This is a genomic window from Sphingomonas bacterium, from assembly GCF_028289855.1.
In the GTDB taxonomy this organism is placed as follows: domain Bacteria; phylum Pseudomonadota; class Alphaproteobacteria; order Sphingomonadales; family Sphingomonadaceae; genus Sphingomonas.
In genome coordinates, this window is the sequence record NZ_JAQGKZ010000078.1 from 20,360 (window position 1) to 36,840 (window position 16,481).

The 16,481-nt window shown below is 66.4% G+C and carries 23 protein-coding genes; 11 read left to right on the plus strand and 12 right to left on the minus strand.

The window, feature by feature from the left end:
- Positions 1–80 precede the first annotated feature (80 nt).
- A complete protein-coding gene (locus JWM94_RS08815; protein ID WP_299425145.1) occupies positions 81–842 on the plus strand; it encodes an NUDIX domain-containing protein in 762 nt (253 codons plus the stop codon).
- Entirely contained in the window at positions 839–1,561 is a 723-nt protein-coding gene (locus JWM94_RS08820) for an extensin family protein (RefSeq protein WP_299425147.1), read from the plus strand. The genes JWM94_RS08815 and JWM94_RS08820 overlap by 4 nt, the downstream gene beginning before the upstream one ends.
- On the opposite strand, the gene JWM94_RS08825 is transcribed toward JWM94_RS08820, so the two are convergent.
- A complete protein-coding gene (locus JWM94_RS08825; protein ID WP_299425150.1) occupies positions 1,558–2,121 on the minus strand; it encodes a hypothetical protein in 564 nt (187 codons plus the stop codon). The genes JWM94_RS08820 and JWM94_RS08825 overlap by 4 nt on opposite strands.
- Positions 2,122–2,208: 87 nt before the next feature.
- Between JWM94_RS08825 and JWM94_RS08830 the strand changes: the two genes are divergently transcribed.
- Both JWM94_RS08830 and JWM94_RS08835 read left to right on the plus strand, forming a co-directional pair.
- Positions 2,209–3,273 (plus strand): transcriptional regulator, encoded by a 1,065-nt coding sequence (locus JWM94_RS08830; RefSeq protein ID WP_299425152.1) that lies wholly within the window; start codon positions 2,209–2,211, stop codon positions 3,271–3,273.
- A 55-nt stretch (positions 3,274–3,328) separates the two neighbouring features.
- Complete coding sequence (locus JWM94_RS08835; protein WP_299425155.1) at positions 3,329–4,996, plus strand: hypothetical protein; 1,668 nt, start codon at positions 3,329–3,331, stop codon at positions 4,994–4,996.
- 15 nt (positions 4,997–5,011) lie between these two features.
- Here the strand turns inward: JWM94_RS08835 and JWM94_RS08840 are convergent, their stop codons facing one another.
- The 3 genes from JWM94_RS08840 to JWM94_RS08850 form a co-directional block, all read right to left on the minus strand.
- On the minus strand, positions 5,012–5,566 hold the full coding sequence (locus tag JWM94_RS08840) for a hypothetical protein (RefSeq protein ID WP_299425158.1): 555 nt from the start codon (positions 5,564–5,566) through the stop codon (positions 5,012–5,014).
- A gap of 199 nt (positions 5,567–5,765) precedes the next feature.
- Positions 5,766–6,785, minus strand: coding sequence for a histidine kinase dimerization/phosphoacceptor domain -containing protein (locus JWM94_RS08845; protein ID WP_299425161.1), 1,020 nt, complete (start codon positions 6,783–6,785; stop codon positions 5,766–5,768).
- A 126-nt stretch (positions 6,786–6,911) separates the two neighbouring features.
- On the minus strand, positions 6,912–7,181 hold the full coding sequence (locus JWM94_RS08850) for a hypothetical protein (RefSeq protein WP_299425164.1): 270 nt from the start codon (positions 7,179–7,181) through the stop codon (positions 6,912–6,914).
- Positions 7,182–7,302: 121 nt separating this feature from the next.
- On the opposite strand from JWM94_RS08850, the gene JWM94_RS08855 reads away from it, so the two are divergent.
- Positions 7,303–7,476: a hypothetical protein gene (locus JWM94_RS08855; RefSeq protein WP_299425167.1), complete on the plus strand. Its 174-nt coding sequence runs from the start codon at positions 7,303–7,305 to the stop codon at positions 7,474–7,476.
- A gap of 57 nt (positions 7,477–7,533) precedes the next feature.
- Here JWM94_RS08855 and JWM94_RS08860 read toward each other — a convergent pair whose 3' ends face one another.
- The gene (locus JWM94_RS08860; protein ID WP_299425170.1) at positions 7,534–8,283 is read right to left on the minus strand and encodes a Bax inhibitor-1/YccA family protein; all 750 of its coding nucleotides are present in this window, start codon (positions 8,281–8,283) and stop codon (positions 7,534–7,536) included.
- Between the two features lie 120 nt (positions 8,284–8,403).
- On the opposite strand from JWM94_RS08860, the gene thpR reads away from it, so the two are divergent.
- Positions 8,404–8,943 (plus strand): RNA 2',3'-cyclic phosphodiesterase, encoded by a 540-nt coding sequence (thpR, locus tag JWM94_RS08865; protein WP_299425173.1) that lies wholly within the window; start codon positions 8,404–8,406, stop codon positions 8,941–8,943.
- Here thpR and JWM94_RS08870 read toward each other — a convergent pair.
- The 4 genes from JWM94_RS08870 to JWM94_RS08885 all read right to left on the minus strand — a co-directional run bounded on the left by JWM94_RS08870 (position 8,938) and on the right by JWM94_RS08885 (position 11,073).
- Entirely contained in the window at positions 8,938–9,501 is a 564-nt protein-coding gene (locus JWM94_RS08870) for a DUF2939 domain-containing protein (protein WP_299425176.1), read from the minus strand. The genes thpR and JWM94_RS08870 overlap by 6 nt on opposite strands.
- A 46-nt stretch (positions 9,502–9,547) precedes the next feature.
- On the minus strand, positions 9,548–9,892 hold the full coding sequence (locus JWM94_RS08875; protein WP_299425179.1) for a hypothetical protein: 345 nt from the start codon (positions 9,890–9,892) through the stop codon (positions 9,548–9,550).
- Between the two features lie 197 nt (positions 9,893–10,089).
- Positions 10,090–10,440, minus strand: a complete 351-nt coding sequence (locus JWM94_RS08880) for a hypothetical protein (RefSeq protein WP_299425182.1) — start codon at positions 10,438–10,440, stop codon at positions 10,090–10,092.
- 102 nt (positions 10,441–10,542) lie between these two features.
- Positions 10,543–11,073, minus strand: a complete 531-nt coding sequence (locus tag JWM94_RS08885) for a superoxide dismutase family protein (protein ID WP_299425183.1) — start codon at positions 11,071–11,073, stop codon at positions 10,543–10,545.
- 81 nt (positions 11,074–11,154) lie between these two features.
- Between JWM94_RS08885 and JWM94_RS08890 the strand changes: the two genes are divergently transcribed.
- Positions 11,155–12,672 (plus strand): DUF4403 family protein, encoded by a 1,518-nt coding sequence (locus tag JWM94_RS08890; RefSeq protein ID WP_299425184.1) that lies wholly within the window; start codon positions 11,155–11,157, stop codon positions 12,670–12,672.
- 32 nt (positions 12,673–12,704) lie between these two features.
- Here the strand turns inward: JWM94_RS08890 and JWM94_RS08895 are convergent, their stop codons facing one another.
- Positions 12,705–13,598: an OmpA family protein gene (locus JWM94_RS08895; protein WP_299425187.1), complete on the minus strand. Its 894-nt coding sequence runs from the start codon at positions 13,596–13,598 to the stop codon at positions 12,705–12,707.
- 349 nt (positions 13,599–13,947) lie between these two features.
- Here JWM94_RS08895 and JWM94_RS08900 point away from each other — a divergent pair, with 349 nt between their 5' ends.
- The 4 genes from JWM94_RS08900 to JWM94_RS08915 are packed head-to-tail and all read left to right on the plus strand — an operon-like array spanning position 13,948 to position 15,273.
- On the plus strand, positions 13,948–14,277 hold the full coding sequence (locus JWM94_RS08900; protein ID WP_299425190.1) for a helix-turn-helix transcriptional regulator: 330 nt from the start codon (positions 13,948–13,950) through the stop codon (positions 14,275–14,277).
- Positions 14,274–14,699, plus strand: a complete 426-nt coding sequence (locus JWM94_RS08905; protein ID WP_299425193.1) for an SRPBCC domain-containing protein — start codon at positions 14,274–14,276, stop codon at positions 14,697–14,699. The genes JWM94_RS08900 and JWM94_RS08905 overlap by 4 nt, the downstream gene beginning before the upstream one ends.
- Complete coding sequence (locus JWM94_RS08910; RefSeq protein WP_299425195.1) at positions 14,696–14,905, plus strand: hypothetical protein; 210 nt, start codon at positions 14,696–14,698, stop codon at positions 14,903–14,905. The genes JWM94_RS08905 and JWM94_RS08910 overlap by 4 nt, the downstream gene beginning before the upstream one ends.
- Positions 14,902–15,273: a DUF1801 domain-containing protein gene (locus JWM94_RS08915; RefSeq protein ID WP_299425198.1), complete on the plus strand. Its 372-nt coding sequence runs from the start codon at positions 14,902–14,904 to the stop codon at positions 15,271–15,273. Before JWM94_RS08910 ends, JWM94_RS08915 begins: the two co-directional genes overlap by 4 nt.
- Here the strand turns inward: JWM94_RS08915 and JWM94_RS08920 are convergent.
- Positions 15,270–15,692, minus strand: a complete 423-nt coding sequence (locus JWM94_RS08920; RefSeq protein WP_299425200.1) for a low affinity iron permease family protein — start codon at positions 15,690–15,692, stop codon at positions 15,270–15,272. The genes JWM94_RS08915 and JWM94_RS08920 overlap by 4 nt on opposite strands.
- A gap of 119 nt (positions 15,693–15,811) precedes the next feature.
- Positions 15,812–16,481: chromate transporter (locus JWM94_RS08925; protein ID WP_299425202.1), on the minus strand; the 670-nt coding region annotated here is incomplete at its 5' end.

The following is a 16,481-nucleotide window of genomic DNA, read 5'->3' on the forward strand; positions in this document are numbered from 1 at the left end:
GGCGGGCCCCGGCACAAGGCCGGGGTGACGATTGAGCTTGGGGTGGCGCAACGCCCGCGGCCCGCGCATATCGTCCGGCGATGCCCGACACCCCGCAACCCGCCATCCCTGCCGCGACGCTCGTGCTGATCCGCGACCGCGCGGGCGCCACGCCCGACCTCCTCATGGTCGAGCGCGCCAAGGCGATGGTGTTCGCCGGCGGTGCCCTCGTGTTCCCAGGCGGGCGGATCGATCCCGGCGACGATGCGCTGGCAGCGAGGCTCAGCCCCGACGCCGACGACGGCGCGGCGCGCATCGCCGCGATCCGCGAGACGATCGAGGAAGCCGGCGTCCCCGTCGGCCTCGCCCCCGCCCCGGGCGCGGAAGCGCTCGCCGCAATCCGCGCCGGATTGCATGCCGGTGAGCGTTTCGGCGCGTTGCTCGACGCGCACGGCCTTGCGGTCGATCTTGATGCGCTGACCTATTTCGCGCGCTGGCTGCCCGCGCATGCGCATATGCGGATTTTCGACACGCGGTTCTACCTCGCGCGCTGGCCGGACGGCGCGGCCGAGCCGGTGGTCGACGATACCGAGAATGTCCGCTTGCTCTGGGCGAGCGCTGCCGAGGTGCTCGACGAGTGCGCCGCGGGCCGTGCGCACGTGATCTTCCCGACCCGCCGCAACCTCGAACGGCTCGCACAATATGCCGACTACGCCCACGCCGTCGCCGACGCGTTGGCGCACCCGCCGCGCACGATCACGCCGTGGAGTGAGGAGCGTGACGGTGTCCCACACCTCTGCATCCCCGACGGTCTCGGCTATCCCGTGACGAGCGAAAGACTGACCGGGGCGATGCGGGGATGAGACGCCGCCGGCGCCGTTCGCGGCGCACCGCGATCATCGCGGCCATGGTGCTGGCCGCCATGGCCGTACTCGCGGTGCTGCATTTCCGCGGGCGGCCGCAAGACTTGCCGTGGACCAGACTCGATCTCGCCGAGCCCGTCGGACTATTCACCGGCAGCAAGCTTGCCGCGCTAGGCCAGGATTATCCGCAATGCCGCGCACTCCTCGCCCGTGCGGGTGTGACCTATGCCAGGCTTGAGCCGATCGCGAAGGGGCAATGCGGCTATGCCGACGCGGTGCGGCTCGACCCCGGCGGGTCGCGCACGATCGGCTTCGATCCGGCCAGACCCGGCATGGCGTGCCCGGTCGCCGCGGCGCTGGCGATGTGGGAATGGAACGTCGTCCAACCCGCCGCCTTGCGCCGGTTCGGGTCGCGCGTCGTCACGTTCGAACATTTCGGCACGTACAATTGCCGCTACATCGCCGGCAGCGCGACGTTGAGCGAGCATGCCCACGCGCGCGCCATCGACATCGGTGGTTTCGTGCTGGCGAACGGCAAACGCATCACCGTCGCGCGCGACTGGACCGGTAACGATCCGGAGGCCGCATTCCTCCGCGACGTCCGCGACGGCGCATGCCGATTGTTTTCGACCACGCTGTCGCCCGACTATAACGCCGCGCACCGCGACCACCTGCATCTCGACGAAGCGGCGCGCGGCGGATGGTCGGTGTGCCGCTAGGACTGCTCGCGCGCGGCCTTGCGGAACAGCAGCGCCGACCCGGCGAAGATCATTGCGAAGAACAGGTGGATGGCGACATAGTCGATCGCCCCCGGCGGGTCGGTTCGCCCGCTGGTGACGACGAACATGCCGATCAGCAGCATCACGACCGCCGCCGCGGCCATCCCCCGCGCCATGCCCGCCGCGCGGAATCCCGCGCCCATCGCACCGCCGATCGCAGTCATGATCACGCAGCCGTAGAGCAGGTTGAGCGGATTACCCTCGTTGCCGATGATTCCCACCGCGCCGTTGATCCAGACGAGCAGGAATATCGCCGCGAGCGCCAGCACGACACCGCCGCGATAGGCCCAGTTTCGCGTCAGCCTGAGCGCGAGCTCGAGCACCACACAGCTGCCGCCGATCATCACTGCCGCGAACACGAAGTCGGTAGCCGTCCACCTAACCTCGCGCGTGAATTGCATCGCGACGAACGGCAGCAGGATCAGCCCGGCCGCGACCGACCAGATCAGCGGAGTCCATCGATTGCCCGGCCGTCCGCCGGTTTCCGCATGTGTCGTCATTGCCTTGTCCCCATCGATAATCGATGCTGATGGCTAGCGTGGCCGCGCGGGGATCGGCATGAGCAAGGCGTGAGGAATCGCTGAATAATGACGCCGGGCAGTTTTCGCTTCGATCGCTTCGTGCTCGATCCGCGCGACCGGCTGCTCGCGCGCGACGGCGTGGCCGTCGAGCTCAACGCGCGGTATCTCGACGCGCTGACGCTGTTGGCCCGGGAGGCCGGCAAGCTGGTGTCGAAGGAACGCTTTCACGACGAGGTGTGGCGCGGCGTGCCGGTCACCGACGAAGCGCTGACGCAATGCATCAAAACGTTGCGGCGCCAGCTCGGCGACGATGCCGCGCGCCCGCGCTTCATCGAAACGGTGCCCAAGCATGGCTATCGCTTCATCGCCCCTGTGGCGGTGGCGGATGAAGTCGCGCCCGTCGTTGCAGCGGCCTCGTCGTGGCGCGACCTCTTCCTGCTGACCGGCGCAGGGACGATCGGCGCGGGAATCGCCGGCGTAGTCGGCGGGCTGTTCTACGGCTTCGCGGGCGCCGCCCAGCCGCTCCAGCCGGGGATGGGCGCGGCGTCGGTACTGCTCGTCTTGTGGTGCCTGACCATTTTGATGGCGCTGATCGGCGGCGCGGGCGTGGCGTTCGGGATTGCGGCGGCGGGCCGCATGTCGCGCGATCCGTGGCGCTGGAGCGCAGCGGGTGGCGCGGCGGGCGGCTTGGTGGTTGGCGGGGTCGTCAAATTGCTCGGGCTCGACGCGTTCAACCTGCTGCTCGGCCGTTCGCCGGGGGATATTACCGGCGGGATCGAGGGCGCCCTGCTCGGCGGCGCGGTCGGGTTGGGCGGATGGCTGGCGAGCCGTCGCAGCGGGTCACGGCGGCAAAGCATCGCCATCGCCAGCGGTGTCGGCGGGATTGCCGGCGCGCTGATCCCGCCGATCGGCGGGCGGCTGATGGGCGGCAGTCTCGATCTGCTCGCACGCAGCCTGCCCGGCTCGCGACTACGGCTCGATCATATCGGCCGCTGGTTCGGCGAGGCCGGGTTCGGCCCGATCGCGCAGAGCGTCACGGGTGCGCTGGAAGGCGCGCTGTTCGCCGGCTGCATCGTCGGCGCGATGATGGTCGCGCGGCGCGACCTTGACGCATCGCCGCTGCCTCGTTGAGCGGATGACGCAACCGTCCAATCCCTGACGGCGCACGACGCGTACATGACGAGTCATGATTCGCAGAGCTATCCTCGCGATCTCGTTCGTCATCGCGCTGGCCTTTCTCTGGCCGCACGCGGCGAAGGCCAACCAATATCCGTTGTGCACGCATCCGAACTACCTCGCCTATATCGACGAGCGGCTCGCTCCGCAGACGTGCGAAATCATCCATAGCGCGCCGATCGTCTGGCGCGGCGGGCGCAGCACGATTCGCGCCATCCGGCTGACCAGCGCCGCGCCGTTGACCAACATTCGCCAGCTCAGCGCCGACATCGATGCCGCCGCCGCCGGGATGGGCCGCGCGATGGATCGGCTGGGCGGGAGCCTGACGCTGCCGCCAATCACCGTCCTGTTCACCGACTACGTCTCGCCCGGGACGCCGCGCGACAATACGTTCCGCAAGGGCGCGTACGAAGCCGCGGCGGTCGATGTCCTCGATAACGACTGCCCCGTCGGCTATTACAAGAATGCCGACGCGACCTCGTCCGCGTACTTCACCTTCATTCTGACGCACGAAGTGTTCCACTGCGCGCAGTATCAGAACTGGCCGCGGATGCTCGATCAGCAATGGCTGACCGAGGCGACCGCCGAATATTTCGCCTATCTGGCGCAGCCCGATTACGGCCCGGGCTTCATCGCCGATTTCGACAGCAGCACGCAATCGACCCCACTCAGCAGGATGGCGTACGAAGCGGTGCCGTTCTGGCTGTGGATGAGCGCGACGGACGGGCCGCCCGCGGTGCGCGATATTATCCCGCGCGTGACCGCCGATATGTCCGCGACGATCACCGCCGACCGGCTGATCGACTTCGCCGAGGCGTATTTCGACAGCACGATCAAAATGCCCGACGGCACCACCCCGATGCCGTCGTCGCCGCGGATCGGCGGCACGCACGTCGTCAGCGGCAGCGAGCATATCCCGGCACCGAACTTCACGCCGTATACGCTCAACGAGCGGGTCATCGAATTTCCCGCCCATAAGCGCTTCGTACTCACCTACTCGCCATTGGCGTCCGATCAGCGGATGGTGTGGCGCAAGGATTCGGGCGGTGCCTGGGGTCCGCCGCTGACCGAAGTCGTCACCTGCGACGGCGCGCAGCGCTTTCGCATGCTCTATACCAGCACCAGCACCGCCAAGTTCAGCGACATCGACATCCGCGCCGAAAATGGCGGCGGCGCGGGCGTATGCACCTGTCCGCTCGGCACATGGTCGGAAACGCCGGAGTCGGTGAAGCACTATTTCGAGCAAACGGGGTTCGAAGCCTATGCCCCGAGCCAAATCGAATATATCGGCGGCGGTCGCACGCTCCGGCTCAACCCCGACCATACCGGCTCATTGAGCTATGACAGCGTCGAGACGATCGTGCGGACCAGCGACCCGCGGATATGGCTGCGTCAGGTCAAGACCGGGGGCACGCATTTCACCTGGAAGGTCGTCGGCAACATGCTGCTGACCGTCTATACCGGTGGCGGCAACAACCTCATCACGCTGCAGAACGAACAGCACGCCCCCAACGGCGTTCTCAACGAAACCCGCCGCGGGCCGCCGCAATCGATCGGCCATGTCTTCTTCTGCGACGCGAGCGGTCTCCACCTCCGCCAGCCACCGCGCCCGGCGCTTCCGGCCGGCTTCCCCGCAACCACGTTCACCACCGACATGGACTTCGCCCGCGGCGGTTGAACCGCGCGGCGCGCGTCAGTTCGACAGCGCCGCCCCGGTATCGACCTTTTCGACCCACGCCGGGAAGAAGCTCGGCTGGCGGTTCGACCAGCCGGACGCCGTCGCCGCCGCCTCGCTGATCGACTGGAGCAATTTGCGGCGCAGTTCGGGATGGAGATGCGGCAACGCCGCGCCCGCGCAGAACGCGCCGGGCAGCCACGGCCGGACCTCGGCGCCGATCAACCGCTCGTACAGGAAGCGATAGGCCGAGAAGCTGGTCAGCCGCCCCTGCCCCAGGTCGAACGCGGTCACGGTCACCAAGGGCGCGATGAACATCTCGATCGCGTCGAGCCCGCTATCGTCGGGGACCATCTGGCGGATTTCCTCGAGCCGGTCGTAGATGCGGGCCTGCGCGCGAATGCTGGCGGCCTCGACCGCGTCGCGCGACCAGCGCAGCATCGCGTCCTCGCGCTCCAGGCCTACGTCGAGGCTGCGCCGGATGTACCGCTGCGTCGACGAGGCGAACCCCGCGAATTCCTTTATCTCGGCCAACGTCATCGCGCCGTCCGCCGGTCTCTTGCTGGCACCCATAACACCACCCCACCCGCTACAAATCACGAGGAGGATGATGCGCCGATATGGTTAACGGAAAGCTTAACGCATCAGTCGCCCCGCGTTCAGGAAAGAATCACGGATCGCGCTGCGGCGCAACATGGATTGCGACAAAGCGAGTCAGGCGTGCCGATCGCTCAACGAGTGAGGGATTTTGGCAACGCTTTTTGGGCGCGCGTCAGGGGTGCGTGATCGACACCAGCGTCCCGGGCGCCCGGTCGGTGATCGTCACCGTCCCGCCCAATTGCTTGGCCAGCGCATCGACAATCCCGGTGCCCAGACCCGGCTTGCTGCCGTCGCCGACGGGAATGCCAACGCCGTCATCGCCGACCATCAGGCTCCAACTGCTGCCATGCGAAGCATATTCGACGGTAATCGCCCCCGCCTGATTGCGCCCCGGGAACGCATGTTTGAGCGCGTTGATCACCAGTTCGGTGACGATCAGCCCCAGGCTGACCGAAATATCGGCGCTGACCACGCTTTCGTCGACGGTCGCGGCCAGCGTCAGGCGATCGTGATTCGAGATCATCGACGCGCCGATGCTGCGGCACAGATCGGTGAAGTATAGGCGAAGCTCGACCTCTCCGAGTTTCGACGCGGCCAGTTGCTTCTGCAACGCGGCGATCGACATCACGCGGTGATGCGCGTCGCGCAAATGACCGCGGGTTTCCTCCGACTGCACGCGCCGCGCGCTTTGCATCAGCACGCTGGCGATGATCTGGAGGCTGTTGGCGACACGGTGCTGGAGTTCCTGAAGCAGCACCTGCTTTTCACGGACCAGATCGTCCTTCAGTTTTGCGGCGGCGCGCGCGTCGGTGATGTCGGTGACGGCGAGTGCGATCAGGACGTGTTCTGCGTCGAAATAGTCGAGCCGGTGCGCATTGAGCAGGACGCAGCGGGTCTCGTGACCGGGACGCACCAAGTCCATTTCATAGGCGTGGATATCGGCATCGCCCGCAATCGTCGCGAACAGCAACGACCGCAATTGCCGCGCGCCCCATTCACCCGATCCCAGATCGTTGAGCTTCTTGCCGACGATCACGTCGCAATCGAGGCCGAACGCGTCGCAAAACGACCCGCTCGCGCGCATCACGGTGAGGTTCTCGTTGAGCAGCAGCAGCGGCGCTTGGGACGACATGACGAGCGCCATGGCGAGGCTGTTGGCAGCCTCAGGGAGGATCGGCGTAAATAGTTCCATGGCCGAAGCCTTCGGGAATCAGAGGCTCGCGGAGCGAAAGCCTTCCCTGACGGTGCAAGCACACCCCGGCCTTAACACGGGTTAGTTCGAATCCTGCACGTAATCGACGAACGGCGGCTGCCGGTGTCAGCTATCCTGCTGGCGCTCCGCCTCCGCCGCCTCGTCGAACCCGGACGATTTGGGCGGTTCGCCGCTCGTCCCCGGCTGCGTCGCGGAGGGAGGGTCGGAGGCGTCCATCGATTCGTCGAGCCCGCGGTCGAGCTGCGCATCCTCGTTCTCGGGGTCCTTTTTCAGCCGTTTCTCGATCGACTTGTCCTGGCCGGCGTCCTGACGCGGGTCCTGCGCGACGCGTTCGTCGCCTTTGGCGTCGGTGGTCGTCGTCGGGTGGTCGGTCATCGTCGCCTCCTGCAATGGTTTCGGATGTAGAACGGCTGTCGCTGCAAGGCGGTTCCGCTGGAGCGCGTTAACGCAAATGACAATCCGCGCCGCTAGAGCGGAACATCGGGAGTCACGCATCATGAAGTTCATCCCCCTCCAGTCGCGCGGCGGCAACTATCTCGTCGTGGCGGCGAACGTCGCCTATCTGCGCGACGACGAAAACGGCCAGACTCGGGTCGGCCTCGTCGGCGGGGATTCGCTGCTCGTCGTCGGCACCAAGGATGAGGTCGCCGCGATCATCCTGGCCGGATAAGAAAAGCGCCCGGCGGATCGCTCCGCCGGGCGCTTCCGATTTGCCGTCGTCCGGCGCCTAGTTCCGGCTGCTGCCGAACAGGCGCAGGATGAACAGGAACATGTTGATGAAGTCGAGATAGAGGTTGAGCGCCGACATGATCTTGGCGCGGCCCTCTCCCTCCGTCCCGGCGACGTAGGAATAGATGCTCTTCGTGCGCTGCGTGTCGTACGCGGTCAGACCCGCGAAGATCAGCACGCCGACCACGCTGATGACCAGCGCCATCGGTCCCGAATGCAGGAACGCATTGACCAGCATCGCGACGATCAGGCCGACCAGTCCGACGATCAGGAAGCTGCCGAACGCGCTCAGGTTACGCTCGGTGGTGTAGCCGTAGAGGCTCAGGCCCGCGAAGCCCGCCGCCGTGGCGAAGAACGCACCGGCGATCGATGCGCCCGAATACGCCACGAAAATCGTCGATAGCGACGCGCCGAGCAGCCCGGCATAGGCCCAGAACAGTACCTGGAGCGTCCCGGTCGCCATGCGCTGTTGCCCAAAGCTCATCGCCAGCACGATGCCGAGCGGCGCGAACGCGACGATATAGCCCAGCCCCGACAGGCCGCGGCCGGTCGCGCTGATCAGCGCGGTGTACGCGCCCGAATAGAACACGCCCATCGCGACGATGCCGGTGAGCAGCACCGCCGACGCCATGTAATTGTAGACCGAGAGCATATAGGAGCGAAGCCCCGCGTCGTACGTAACGCCGCGCGCGCCGGTAGCGGCGCTGACGGGCGCCAGGCCGGGACGGGGATCAGACCAATTGGCCATCGAAGAAAACTCCTCTGCACGGCCACGATGGCCGCTTGCGCGCAATATCGTGGGTTCGGGTGCGTTGTTCAAGCGAAACACGACAGGACGCTGGTGGCGCAAATGGGTTAAGGGATCGCGATGCACCGCCTGTTCGTCGCGCTCCGTCCCCCGCCCGCAATCCGCGCGCTGCTCGCCTCGGCCCAAGGCGGCGTGCCGCACGCGCGGTGGCAGGACGACGATCAACTCCACTTGACGCTGCGTTATATCGGCGAAGTCGAGCGCCCGGTCGCCGAGGATGTCGCGCTCGCGCTGGGGCAGATCCATGCGCCCGCGCCGACCGTCGCACTCACCGGGGTCGGCGCGTTCGACAAGCAAAAGCGCGTCGATGCGCTGTGGGCCGGCGTCGCACCGCACGATACGCTGGCCGCGCTCCACAAGAAGATCGACCAGGCGCTGGTGCGGATCGGGCTGGAGCCCGAACGCCGCGCGTATTTGCTGCATATCACCATGGCCCGCTTGCCGCGCAGCGCGGGGACCGGCCCCGCGATCGAGCAATGGCGCGCGCGGCACGCCGCGCTGACGAGCGATCCTTTCACGCTCGACGCACTGATCCTCTACGAAAGCCGCCTCGGCCGCCACGGCGCGAGCTATGACGCGATCGCGCGCTTCGCGCTATAGGCCCTGCCGCTCGAACGACCGCATCATCGCGCCGGGTTGCGACATGTTCGCCGGCAAGCGGAACCCCGACAGTTTCCAGCCCAGCCCGTGCGCGGTGAAAACGAGCCCCGCGCCCGTTTCGTCGTTCTTCCGGCGTGCCACGAACCGCCCCAGCGTCTCCCGGTCGATCGTGACGTCCTGGGCTAATTCGCCGGGCGCGGTGTCGGCCCCCGGCCGCGGCGCTTCCGATTTGGCGAACAAGGCGCGCGCGGTTTCGGCGGTGACATAGGCATCGATCTGCTGGTCGAGCGCCGCGAGCTGTTGCGGGACCGGATTGGGGGTCGACCAGCCCGAACTATCGGTCGGCGGCACGCGCTGCGCGGCCGCGACGGCGTGGACCTGATCCTTCAAATTCAGGCGCAACGCGTCGAAATCGACATAGCCGATCATCCCCTCGACATCGTGGCGCTCGACCGCCGACTTGATGTTGTACAGCGTCAGCCACGGCGAGCCGACATACCATCCGACGAACAACGCGATGGCGGCCGCCGCCAGCGATCCGACCTTCCACCCCTGCATCGCGCACTCCCGGCCATTTTTTCGCGAAAGGCTTGCCGGGCAATGGTTAAGGCGGCGTTGCGGTCGCGCCGTCGTTTCCCTTCGAGGCCATGCGAAAAAAGGCCGCCGATACGAGCCACAGCCCCGCGAAGAACGCGCTGACCATCAACGCCTTTGGCGGGCCGCCTGGCAGGCTTGCAGTCGAAGGCGCGGTCGCCAAGGCTGTGCCGAGCAGCGCTTGCATCACCGCGACACCGAGCATGGTCCGCGCCATGCCTGCGGGCCGGAACCAAGCGGAAAACCCGCCCAATACCGCCGCCATGATGCTGGGGAAGTAACTCATCCCCGTGCCGTCGTCGCGAACGACCGTGGTCCACACGGTAAGCAACGATGCCACGACGGCGATGGCCATGCCCGCACAGTAACTCCGGCCTCGGTTCGATCGGATCATGTGCTCATCTCCTGCGGGGTCTGCAGGCGCATCATGACCGCCGTCGCGATGCGCGGCATGAGCAAAAGGTGAGGAAGCGCTGAAAAGCGGACCCGCGCAGCAGTCCTGCCGTTGGGTCGTTAGCCGCCGCAGCTCCCGCTACCGGTGTTGAGCGGCCGCTAATTAGCTGCCGAACAGGCGAACCGAACAAAATTGTTGAGCATTCCCGCTCTGACGATCGCGCTCAATGTGTGCTGGGCTGGGCATGACATGCCGGCAGGCGGGCAGCCTTTGAACCCGGTATCCGCTGCGGCAATCCGGCTCCTTTCTCGCCGGGGCAACGCCGGCAGGAACGCCTCCTCGATGCCGCCAAGATCGGCTGGGTGAAGGTATCGCAATTTGCGATCGGGGCACCGCGCGTCGGCCGCGCGTGCGAACGAGTCGTAAGCCGGTGACGTCATCAACTGGAAGTCCAGCCGGCTGCTGTCGGCGACGAGCGAGAGAGCCATCAACGAACCCAGCACGATCATCGGGATTCCCTCTAAAGTGGTGGCTTCCTAGCATGTTACATACTGCAGCTGAAGACTGCAACCGGGCCGCACGCCGCCAACGACCGCTCCATTAACTGAGCGCTATCCCGCGACCAAAACCCCGCACGCAATCCGCCCGCCGCTGTTGCCCGAGGGATCGGTCATCATGTCGTCGGGTCCGGCATGAACGACCATCGCTGCGCCGTCGGCGTCGATCAGCGCGTCGAAGTTGGCGCCCGCGATGTTGATCCCCAACGTGCCGCGCCCGTCGGCGCCGATCACCAGATTGGGCAGATCGCCTTCGTGCGGGCCCTGCGGGTTCATCGCGCCGTGCTTCTTCGCTGTCGGGTTCCAGTGCGGCCCGGCGCTGGCGAAGTCGGGTCCCTCGCACCGGCCGACAGTATGGAGGTGCGCTCCATGCGTCCCCGGCGCCAGGAACCGCGCGTCGATCGTCACGCGCAGCCCGCCCGCGACTTCGCGCACCGTCGCGCGGCCGACGTCCTGGCCGCTCGGCGTCCGCAGCGTCGCCACCGCGACTCGCCCGCCGGTTACCGGCGCGCCGACCCGCGGCTCGTCCGAACAGCCCGCCAGCGCCGCCAGCGCCATCGCTCCAATCGCCGCCTGCATGCGCATATCGCCCTCCATTAAAACGTTTCGGATGCAACCCTTGGCCAGTTAGAGCGGTTCCGCAAGCCGCAGGGGGAACATCGCCGAATGATGGCACGATCGACGATTGGTTTGGCGATGATCGGTTCGGCGCTGCTGCTCGCGGCGTGCAGCGGCAACGCAGGCAACCCCGCGCCCAAACGAATCGACACCGCGCCCGATATTCCCAAGCTTGCCTCGACCATCGTCGTGCCCGTTAACGCCAGGCTCGCTGACCTCGCCGCGCAGCTCAACCAGGCGACGCCGCAAACCTTGTGGACGATCGACCGCCAGGAAAGCGCCTGCGTCCCCGCGCAGCGCGTCACCGCCTGCGCGATCAAGCGCAAGGACGGGTCGTGCCGGATCGGCATCAAGAATTTGAAGGTCACGCCCAATCTGTCGTGCCGGATCACAGGTCAGGCGGTGCGCGGGCCGATCACGCTGTCGGGCAATGGCAGCGTGCTCACGCTGACGCTCCCGGTGCGCGCGACAGTCAGCGCACAGGATATCGGGCATATCGTCAAGCGCGAGACCGCGACCGGCGCCGCTGCGGTGCGCGCCACCGTCCGGCTGTCGCTCAACCGCGACTGGAACCCGACCGCGACGGTGCGGATCGCGTACGACTGGACCAACCCGCCGGGGATCACGATCTTCGGCAAACGCATCACCTTCGCCGACAAGGCCGACGCCAAGCTGCAAGGCGTGATCGCTGGGCTCGAGCGCAGCTTGCCGCAGCAACTCGCCAAGCTGCGCGTGCGCGACAAGCTCGCATCGGCCTGGCGGCAAGGCTTCACCGTGATCCAGCTCAACCGCGAGCGTCCGCCGGTGTGGATGCGCACGACGCCGCAAAAACTCGGGTTCGGCGGCTACCGTGTCCGCGGTGGCGATTTGCTGCTCGACGTCCAGGCGCAAACGCTGACCGAGACCTTCGTCGGCGATCGCCCGAGCGACCCCGCCCCCTCCCCGCTGCCGCCGCTGACCAGCGGGCTCGGGCAGCAGGGGCTGGCGTTCAACATTCCCGTGCTGGCGCAGTACAAGGAGTTGCAGCCGGTGGTGCAGCGCGCGCTGATCAAACGCGCGGCCAAGGGGATCGCGCTGCCCAAGCTCGGCGCGGTCGATGCGCAGTTCGGCGACGTCACGATCTACGCGACCGAAAACGGCCGGCTCGCGGTCGGGGTGAAGGTCAAGGCCAAGCTCCGCTCGGGCTTGCTCGGCGAGACCAAGGGCCAAGTGTGGCTGTCGGGGCTGCCCGTCAACGACGTCAATTCCGAACGGATTCGCATCGACGACCTCAAGATCGCCACGCAGACCGACAGCAAGACGGTCAACCTGCTGATCCAGCTGTTCAGCGATCCCGCCACGCTCGAATCGATCCGCACCGCGCTGACCGAGGATTTCGCCAAGGATTACGCGCACGTGCTGGTCGCCGCGCGCACCGCGATCGCCAACCGCCGCGAAGGCGACGTGCTGTTGTCGGCGAACATCACGCGCGTCACCCACGGCAAGATCGTCGTCACCGGCCAGGGGCTGTTCCTGCCGGTCCAGGCGTACGGCACTGCGACCATCGCCTACCGCCCAGAGAAGTGAAGCCGGGGTGGCCGATGCCACCCCGAAGCGCCTCACATGCCGTCGACGGCCTTGCTGACCATGACGTTCACCGCGACGCGGCGGTTCTGCGCCTTGCCTTGGGGCGTGGAATTGTCCGCCGCCGGGTCGGCGGTGGCCATCCCGGTCGGGGTCAGCATGCGATAAGGCTTCCAGCCGCACGTCTGCTGGAGGTAATTGACGACCTTGGCGGCGCGCTTCTCGCTCAGCGCCTGGTTGGTATCCTCGCTGCCGGTCGAGTCGGTGTAGCCGAGGACCAGGAGCAGCGCGTTGTTGGTCGCCTGGGCAGAGGCCGCCGCGGCGCACAGATCGGCCTTCGCCTGCGGCGACAGATCGGCCTTACCGGTGTCGAAGTTCACGTTGGTCGTCGCCTTGACGATATAATTGTCGATATCGGCGACGCGGCCGCGCAACGCCTCGGTCGCGGCGGTCTGTTCGTCGAAGCGCTGGTCGGTGCCGTTGCGGATCATCGACGCGGTCTTGAGATCCCTGGTCTTGAGCGCGATCTGGCTCGCTATCAGCGCGTCGCCCCATTGCACCGTCTTGATGCTTACGGGCAGCCCGTTGAGCAGCGAGTCCGCGCCGAGCTTGTTGCGGCTGACGCCGAGGAAACCACCGCTGGACCTGATCTGCGTCGCATCGCTGACGAAGACCACCGTCTTGCCGCCGCCGATAGTCGCGACTCGCAGCTTCTCGCCTTTGCGCGCCGAAATGAAGCCTTCGACCGTGGGTCCGGCCTGCATCCCGGACAGGTCGGCCGGCACCGTGCCGGTTATGGTGATGTCGGAAGTTTGACCGGGGGCGGGCTGGCCGGGGACGGGCGGGGCGTCCTGCGCAAACAGGCTGCCCGACACCGTAACCGTGGCAAGCAGCAAAAGAACTTTTGAACTTCTGAAAATGACGCTCATCGCGTTGCTCCTTCAAATTTGACCGACCGGGGCTGCGCGATCGCAGCGTATCGTCCGGCGGTCGTCTCGGTGTTGCCGTGAAACGGCAGGTTGAACTCGCTGCACCGGCGCCGTCAGGACGGGCGGCGCATAGTCATACTCGGACGCCTTGGATTACCCGGTGTTCGGCCCAACCTTTCGGGCACATGAACGTTCCAGGCGACTCAGCGGGTATGCAGACAATTGGAGCACATTGTGCGGCGAGCCGAGCATGCCCTTAGTGGGTGGTTAGCGGTCACGCGCAACTTTAGCCGCGCAGGAGGTGACTCATAACTTGACGGTTATCGATTAAATAGATAACCCTCAGGTTATGGATTCACCGCAACGCCAGGATCAGCTGTTCCGCACGCTCGCCGACCCCACCCGCCGCGCGATCTTCGAACGGCTGTGCCGCGACGGCGAGCAGACCGTCGGCGTGCTGACCGCATACGCCGGTGTGTCGCAGCCCGCGGTGTCGAAGCATCTCGGCATCCTGCGCGAGGCCGGGCTGGTGCTCGACCGTCCCGCCGGCCGCCAGACGCATTACAGCGCGCGCGGCGCTGGGCTCGCGCCATTGATCGACTGGACCAACCAGATGGCCGCGTTCTGGGAGAGCAAGTTCGACGACCTCGAGGATCTGCTCAAGAGGATGGACCAATGACCGAAGCCAAAACGCGCTCCGTCGTGGTCGAACGCGACTTCGCATATCCGCCCGACCGGCTGTGGCGCGCGCTGACTCAGCAGCATCTGATCGCCGACTGGCTGATGAAGAACGATTTTGCGCCCACGGTCGGGCACAAGTTCAATCTCAGCGGAGAATGGGGCGGCACGCTCGATTGCGAAGTGCTCGCGGTCGAGCCGGGCGAGACGTTGTCCTACACCTGGGACCACGTCCACGACGATCCGCAGTTCGACCTCCGCAGCGTCGTCACCTTCACGCTCACGCCGACCGCGGCGGGCACGCATTTGCGCATGGAGCAAGCCGGCTTCCGCCCCGATCAGCCGCGCGCGTCGGGGGGCGCCAAATATGGCTGGCAACAGAATTTCGACAAACTGGAAGACGTACTGGGGAGGATATCATGAGTTTCAACAAATGGGTGCGGCAGGGTCATCGCTGGCTGTCGATCCTGTTCACGCTCGCCGTGATTGCCAATTTCGTCGCGATGACTGTGGGGGCCGTGCCCACCTGGATCACTTATTCGCCGCTGCCGCCTTTGTTCCTGATGCTGCTGAGCGGATTGTTCATGTTCACGTTGCCCTATGCAGCGCGTCGGGGAGTCCGCGCATGAGCGACAAGGCGCCCTCGGAGATGATCGACCAACGCATCGCCGAGCTCGGCGACTGGCGCGGCGAGACCCTCGCCAACATTCGCGCGGTCATCAGGGATGCCATCCCCGATGTTGTCGAGGAATGGAAATGGCGCGGGGTGCCGACCTGGTATGCGGACGGCATGATCTGCACCGGCGAGACCTACAAGGCAGCGGTCAAGATGACGTTCGCCAAGGGCGCGAAACTCGACGATCCCAACAAGCTGTTTAATTCGAGCCTCGACGGCAATGTGCGCCGCGCGATCGATTTTCACGAAGGCGACGCGATCGACACCCCCGCGCTCACGGCGCTGCTTCAAGCCGCGGCGACGCTGAACAAGGGCGGCTAAGCCGCCTCCCCCACCGTGCTTGCGACACGCGACGGGCGCGACTTCTCCGGGTCGGGCGCATCGCAGTCGCGCGGCACGTCGTCGTGACGGCGCAATTGCTCCAGCTCGTCCTCGGTCTTGCGCTCGATCCCGGCCAGCTCGTCGCGCGCGCCGCGTTTGGACAGGATCAGCTCATCGATCTTCATGTGCAGTGCGGCTTCGGACCGTCGCTGCTGGTTGAGCACCATCTGGGTCAGCGTGATCGCCAGCACCGACAGGATCAGCGTCAGCGTGTTGACCCCGCTCGGGCCGCCATGAATGAACCATAAGGCGCAGAATATCGCGACGATCGCGATCGCCGCGGGATGGCCCGCCAGGTTGGCGCCACGATCGGACACCCTGCAACCGAACAGATAGAGTTTATGGGCAAGCGTGGCCATGATCGTCCCTTGATGACGCCGTTACACGCCGCGTCCGAAGGCGACGGCGGCGGCATAACGTGCGACGTCTCGTTTGGTGCCGTGCCGGTCCGGGGAGTCGTGCCGATCGCTGTCAGCCGTCAGATTTGCCCGACCCCGTGCAGCGCGACGCCAAGCGCCGAGCTGGCCGCCAGCGTGACGATCACGCCAGCATTGAACCGGAACATCGCGACCATCGCCGCGACCGATAGCGCGAGTGCCCAGGGATCGATGCTCGACGGCACCGGCATGTCGAACCGGAGCGACCCCGCCGCGACCGGCGTTACCGCGCGGAATAGCGTGTGCAGCGCGAACCAGATCGCCAGGTTGAGCACCACGCCGACCACCGACGCGGTGATCGCCGACAGCGCGCCCGCCAGCGCTGCGTTGCCGCGCAACCGCTCGATGAACGGCGCGCCGAGGAAGATCCACAGGAAGCACGGCACGAACGTCACCCAGGTCGCGAGCAACCCGCCCAGCGTCCCCGCGAGGAGCGGCGGCAACAGCCCCGGATGACGATACGCGCCGAGGAACCCAACGAACTGGAGCACCATGATCAGCGGCCCCGGCGTGGTCTCCGCCATGCCGAGCCCGTCGAGCATCTCTCCCGGACTTAGCCAGTGATACGATTGCACCGCTTCCTGCGCGACATAAGCAAGCACGGCATAAGCGCCGCCGAACGTCACCATCGCAATCGTCGAAAAGAAAGTCGCGATCTGGCTGAACACGCTGCCGGGGCCGAGCAACGCCAGCAACGCGGCGACCGGCGCC

Excerpts from the sequence above, each read along its gene's own strand:
- JWM94_RS08815 (WP_299425145.1), top strand. The coding sequence starts at position 81 with ATGCCCGACACCCCGCAACCCGCCATCCCTGCCGCGACGCTCGTGCTG.
- JWM94_RS08820 (WP_299425147.1), top strand. The coding sequence starts at position 839 with ATGAGACGCCGCCGGCGCCGTTCGCGGCGCACCGCGATCATCGCGGCC.
- JWM94_RS08825 (WP_299425150.1), bottom strand. The coding sequence starts at position 2,121 with ATGACGACACATGCGGAAACCGGCGGACGGCCGGGCAATCGATGGACT.
- JWM94_RS08830 (WP_299425152.1), top strand. The coding sequence starts at position 2,209 with ATGACGCCGGGCAGTTTTCGCTTCGATCGCTTCGTGCTCGATCCGCGC.
- JWM94_RS08835 (WP_299425155.1), top strand. The coding sequence starts at position 3,329 with ATGATTCGCAGAGCTATCCTCGCGATCTCGTTCGTCATCGCGCTGGCC.
- JWM94_RS08840 (WP_299425158.1), bottom strand. The coding sequence starts at position 5,566 with ATGGGTGCCAGCAAGAGACCGGCGGACGGCGCGATGACGTTGGCCGAG.
- JWM94_RS08845 (WP_299425161.1), bottom strand. The coding sequence starts at position 6,785 with ATGGAACTATTTACGCCGATCCTCCCTGAGGCTGCCAACAGCCTCGCC.
- JWM94_RS08850 (WP_299425164.1), bottom strand. The coding sequence starts at position 7,181 with ATGACCGACCACCCGACGACGACCACCGACGCCAAAGGCGACGAACGC.
- JWM94_RS08855 (WP_299425167.1), top strand. The coding sequence starts at position 7,303 with ATGAAGTTCATCCCCCTCCAGTCGCGCGGCGGCAACTATCTCGTCGTG.
- JWM94_RS08860 (WP_299425170.1), bottom strand. The coding sequence starts at position 8,283 with ATGGCCAATTGGTCTGATCCCCGTCCCGGCCTGGCGCCCGTCAGCGCC.
- thpR (WP_299425173.1), top strand. The coding sequence starts at position 8,404 with ATGCACCGCCTGTTCGTCGCGCTCCGTCCCCCGCCCGCAATCCGCGCG.
- JWM94_RS08870 (WP_299425176.1), bottom strand. The coding sequence starts at position 9,501 with ATGCAGGGGTGGAAGGTCGGATCGCTGGCGGCGGCCGCCATCGCGTTG.
- JWM94_RS08875 (WP_299425179.1), bottom strand. The coding sequence starts at position 9,892 with ATGGCCATCGCCGTCGTGGCATCGTTGCTTACCGTGTGGACCACGGTC.
- JWM94_RS08880 (WP_299425182.1), bottom strand. The coding sequence starts at position 10,440 with ATGATCGTGCTGGGTTCGTTGATGGCTCTCTCGCTCGTCGCCGACAGC.
- JWM94_RS08885 (WP_299425183.1), bottom strand. The coding sequence starts at position 11,073 with ATGCGCATGCAGGCGGCGATTGGAGCGATGGCGCTGGCGGCGCTGGCG.
- JWM94_RS08890 (WP_299425184.1), top strand. The coding sequence starts at position 11,155 with ATGATGGCACGATCGACGATTGGTTTGGCGATGATCGGTTCGGCGCTG.
- JWM94_RS08895 (WP_299425187.1), bottom strand. The coding sequence starts at position 13,598 with ATGAGCGTCATTTTCAGAAGTTCAAAAGTTCTTTTGCTGCTTGCCACG.
- JWM94_RS08900 (WP_299425190.1), top strand. The coding sequence starts at position 13,948 with ATGGATTCACCGCAACGCCAGGATCAGCTGTTCCGCACGCTCGCCGAC.
- JWM94_RS08905 (WP_299425193.1), top strand. The coding sequence starts at position 14,274 with ATGACCGAAGCCAAAACGCGCTCCGTCGTGGTCGAACGCGACTTCGCA.
- JWM94_RS08910 (WP_299425195.1), top strand. The coding sequence starts at position 14,696 with ATGAGTTTCAACAAATGGGTGCGGCAGGGTCATCGCTGGCTGTCGATC.
- JWM94_RS08915 (WP_299425198.1), top strand. The coding sequence starts at position 14,902 with ATGAGCGACAAGGCGCCCTCGGAGATGATCGACCAACGCATCGCCGAG.
- JWM94_RS08920 (WP_299425200.1), bottom strand. The coding sequence starts at position 15,692 with ATGGCCACGCTTGCCCATAAACTCTATCTGTTCGGTTGCAGGGTGTCC.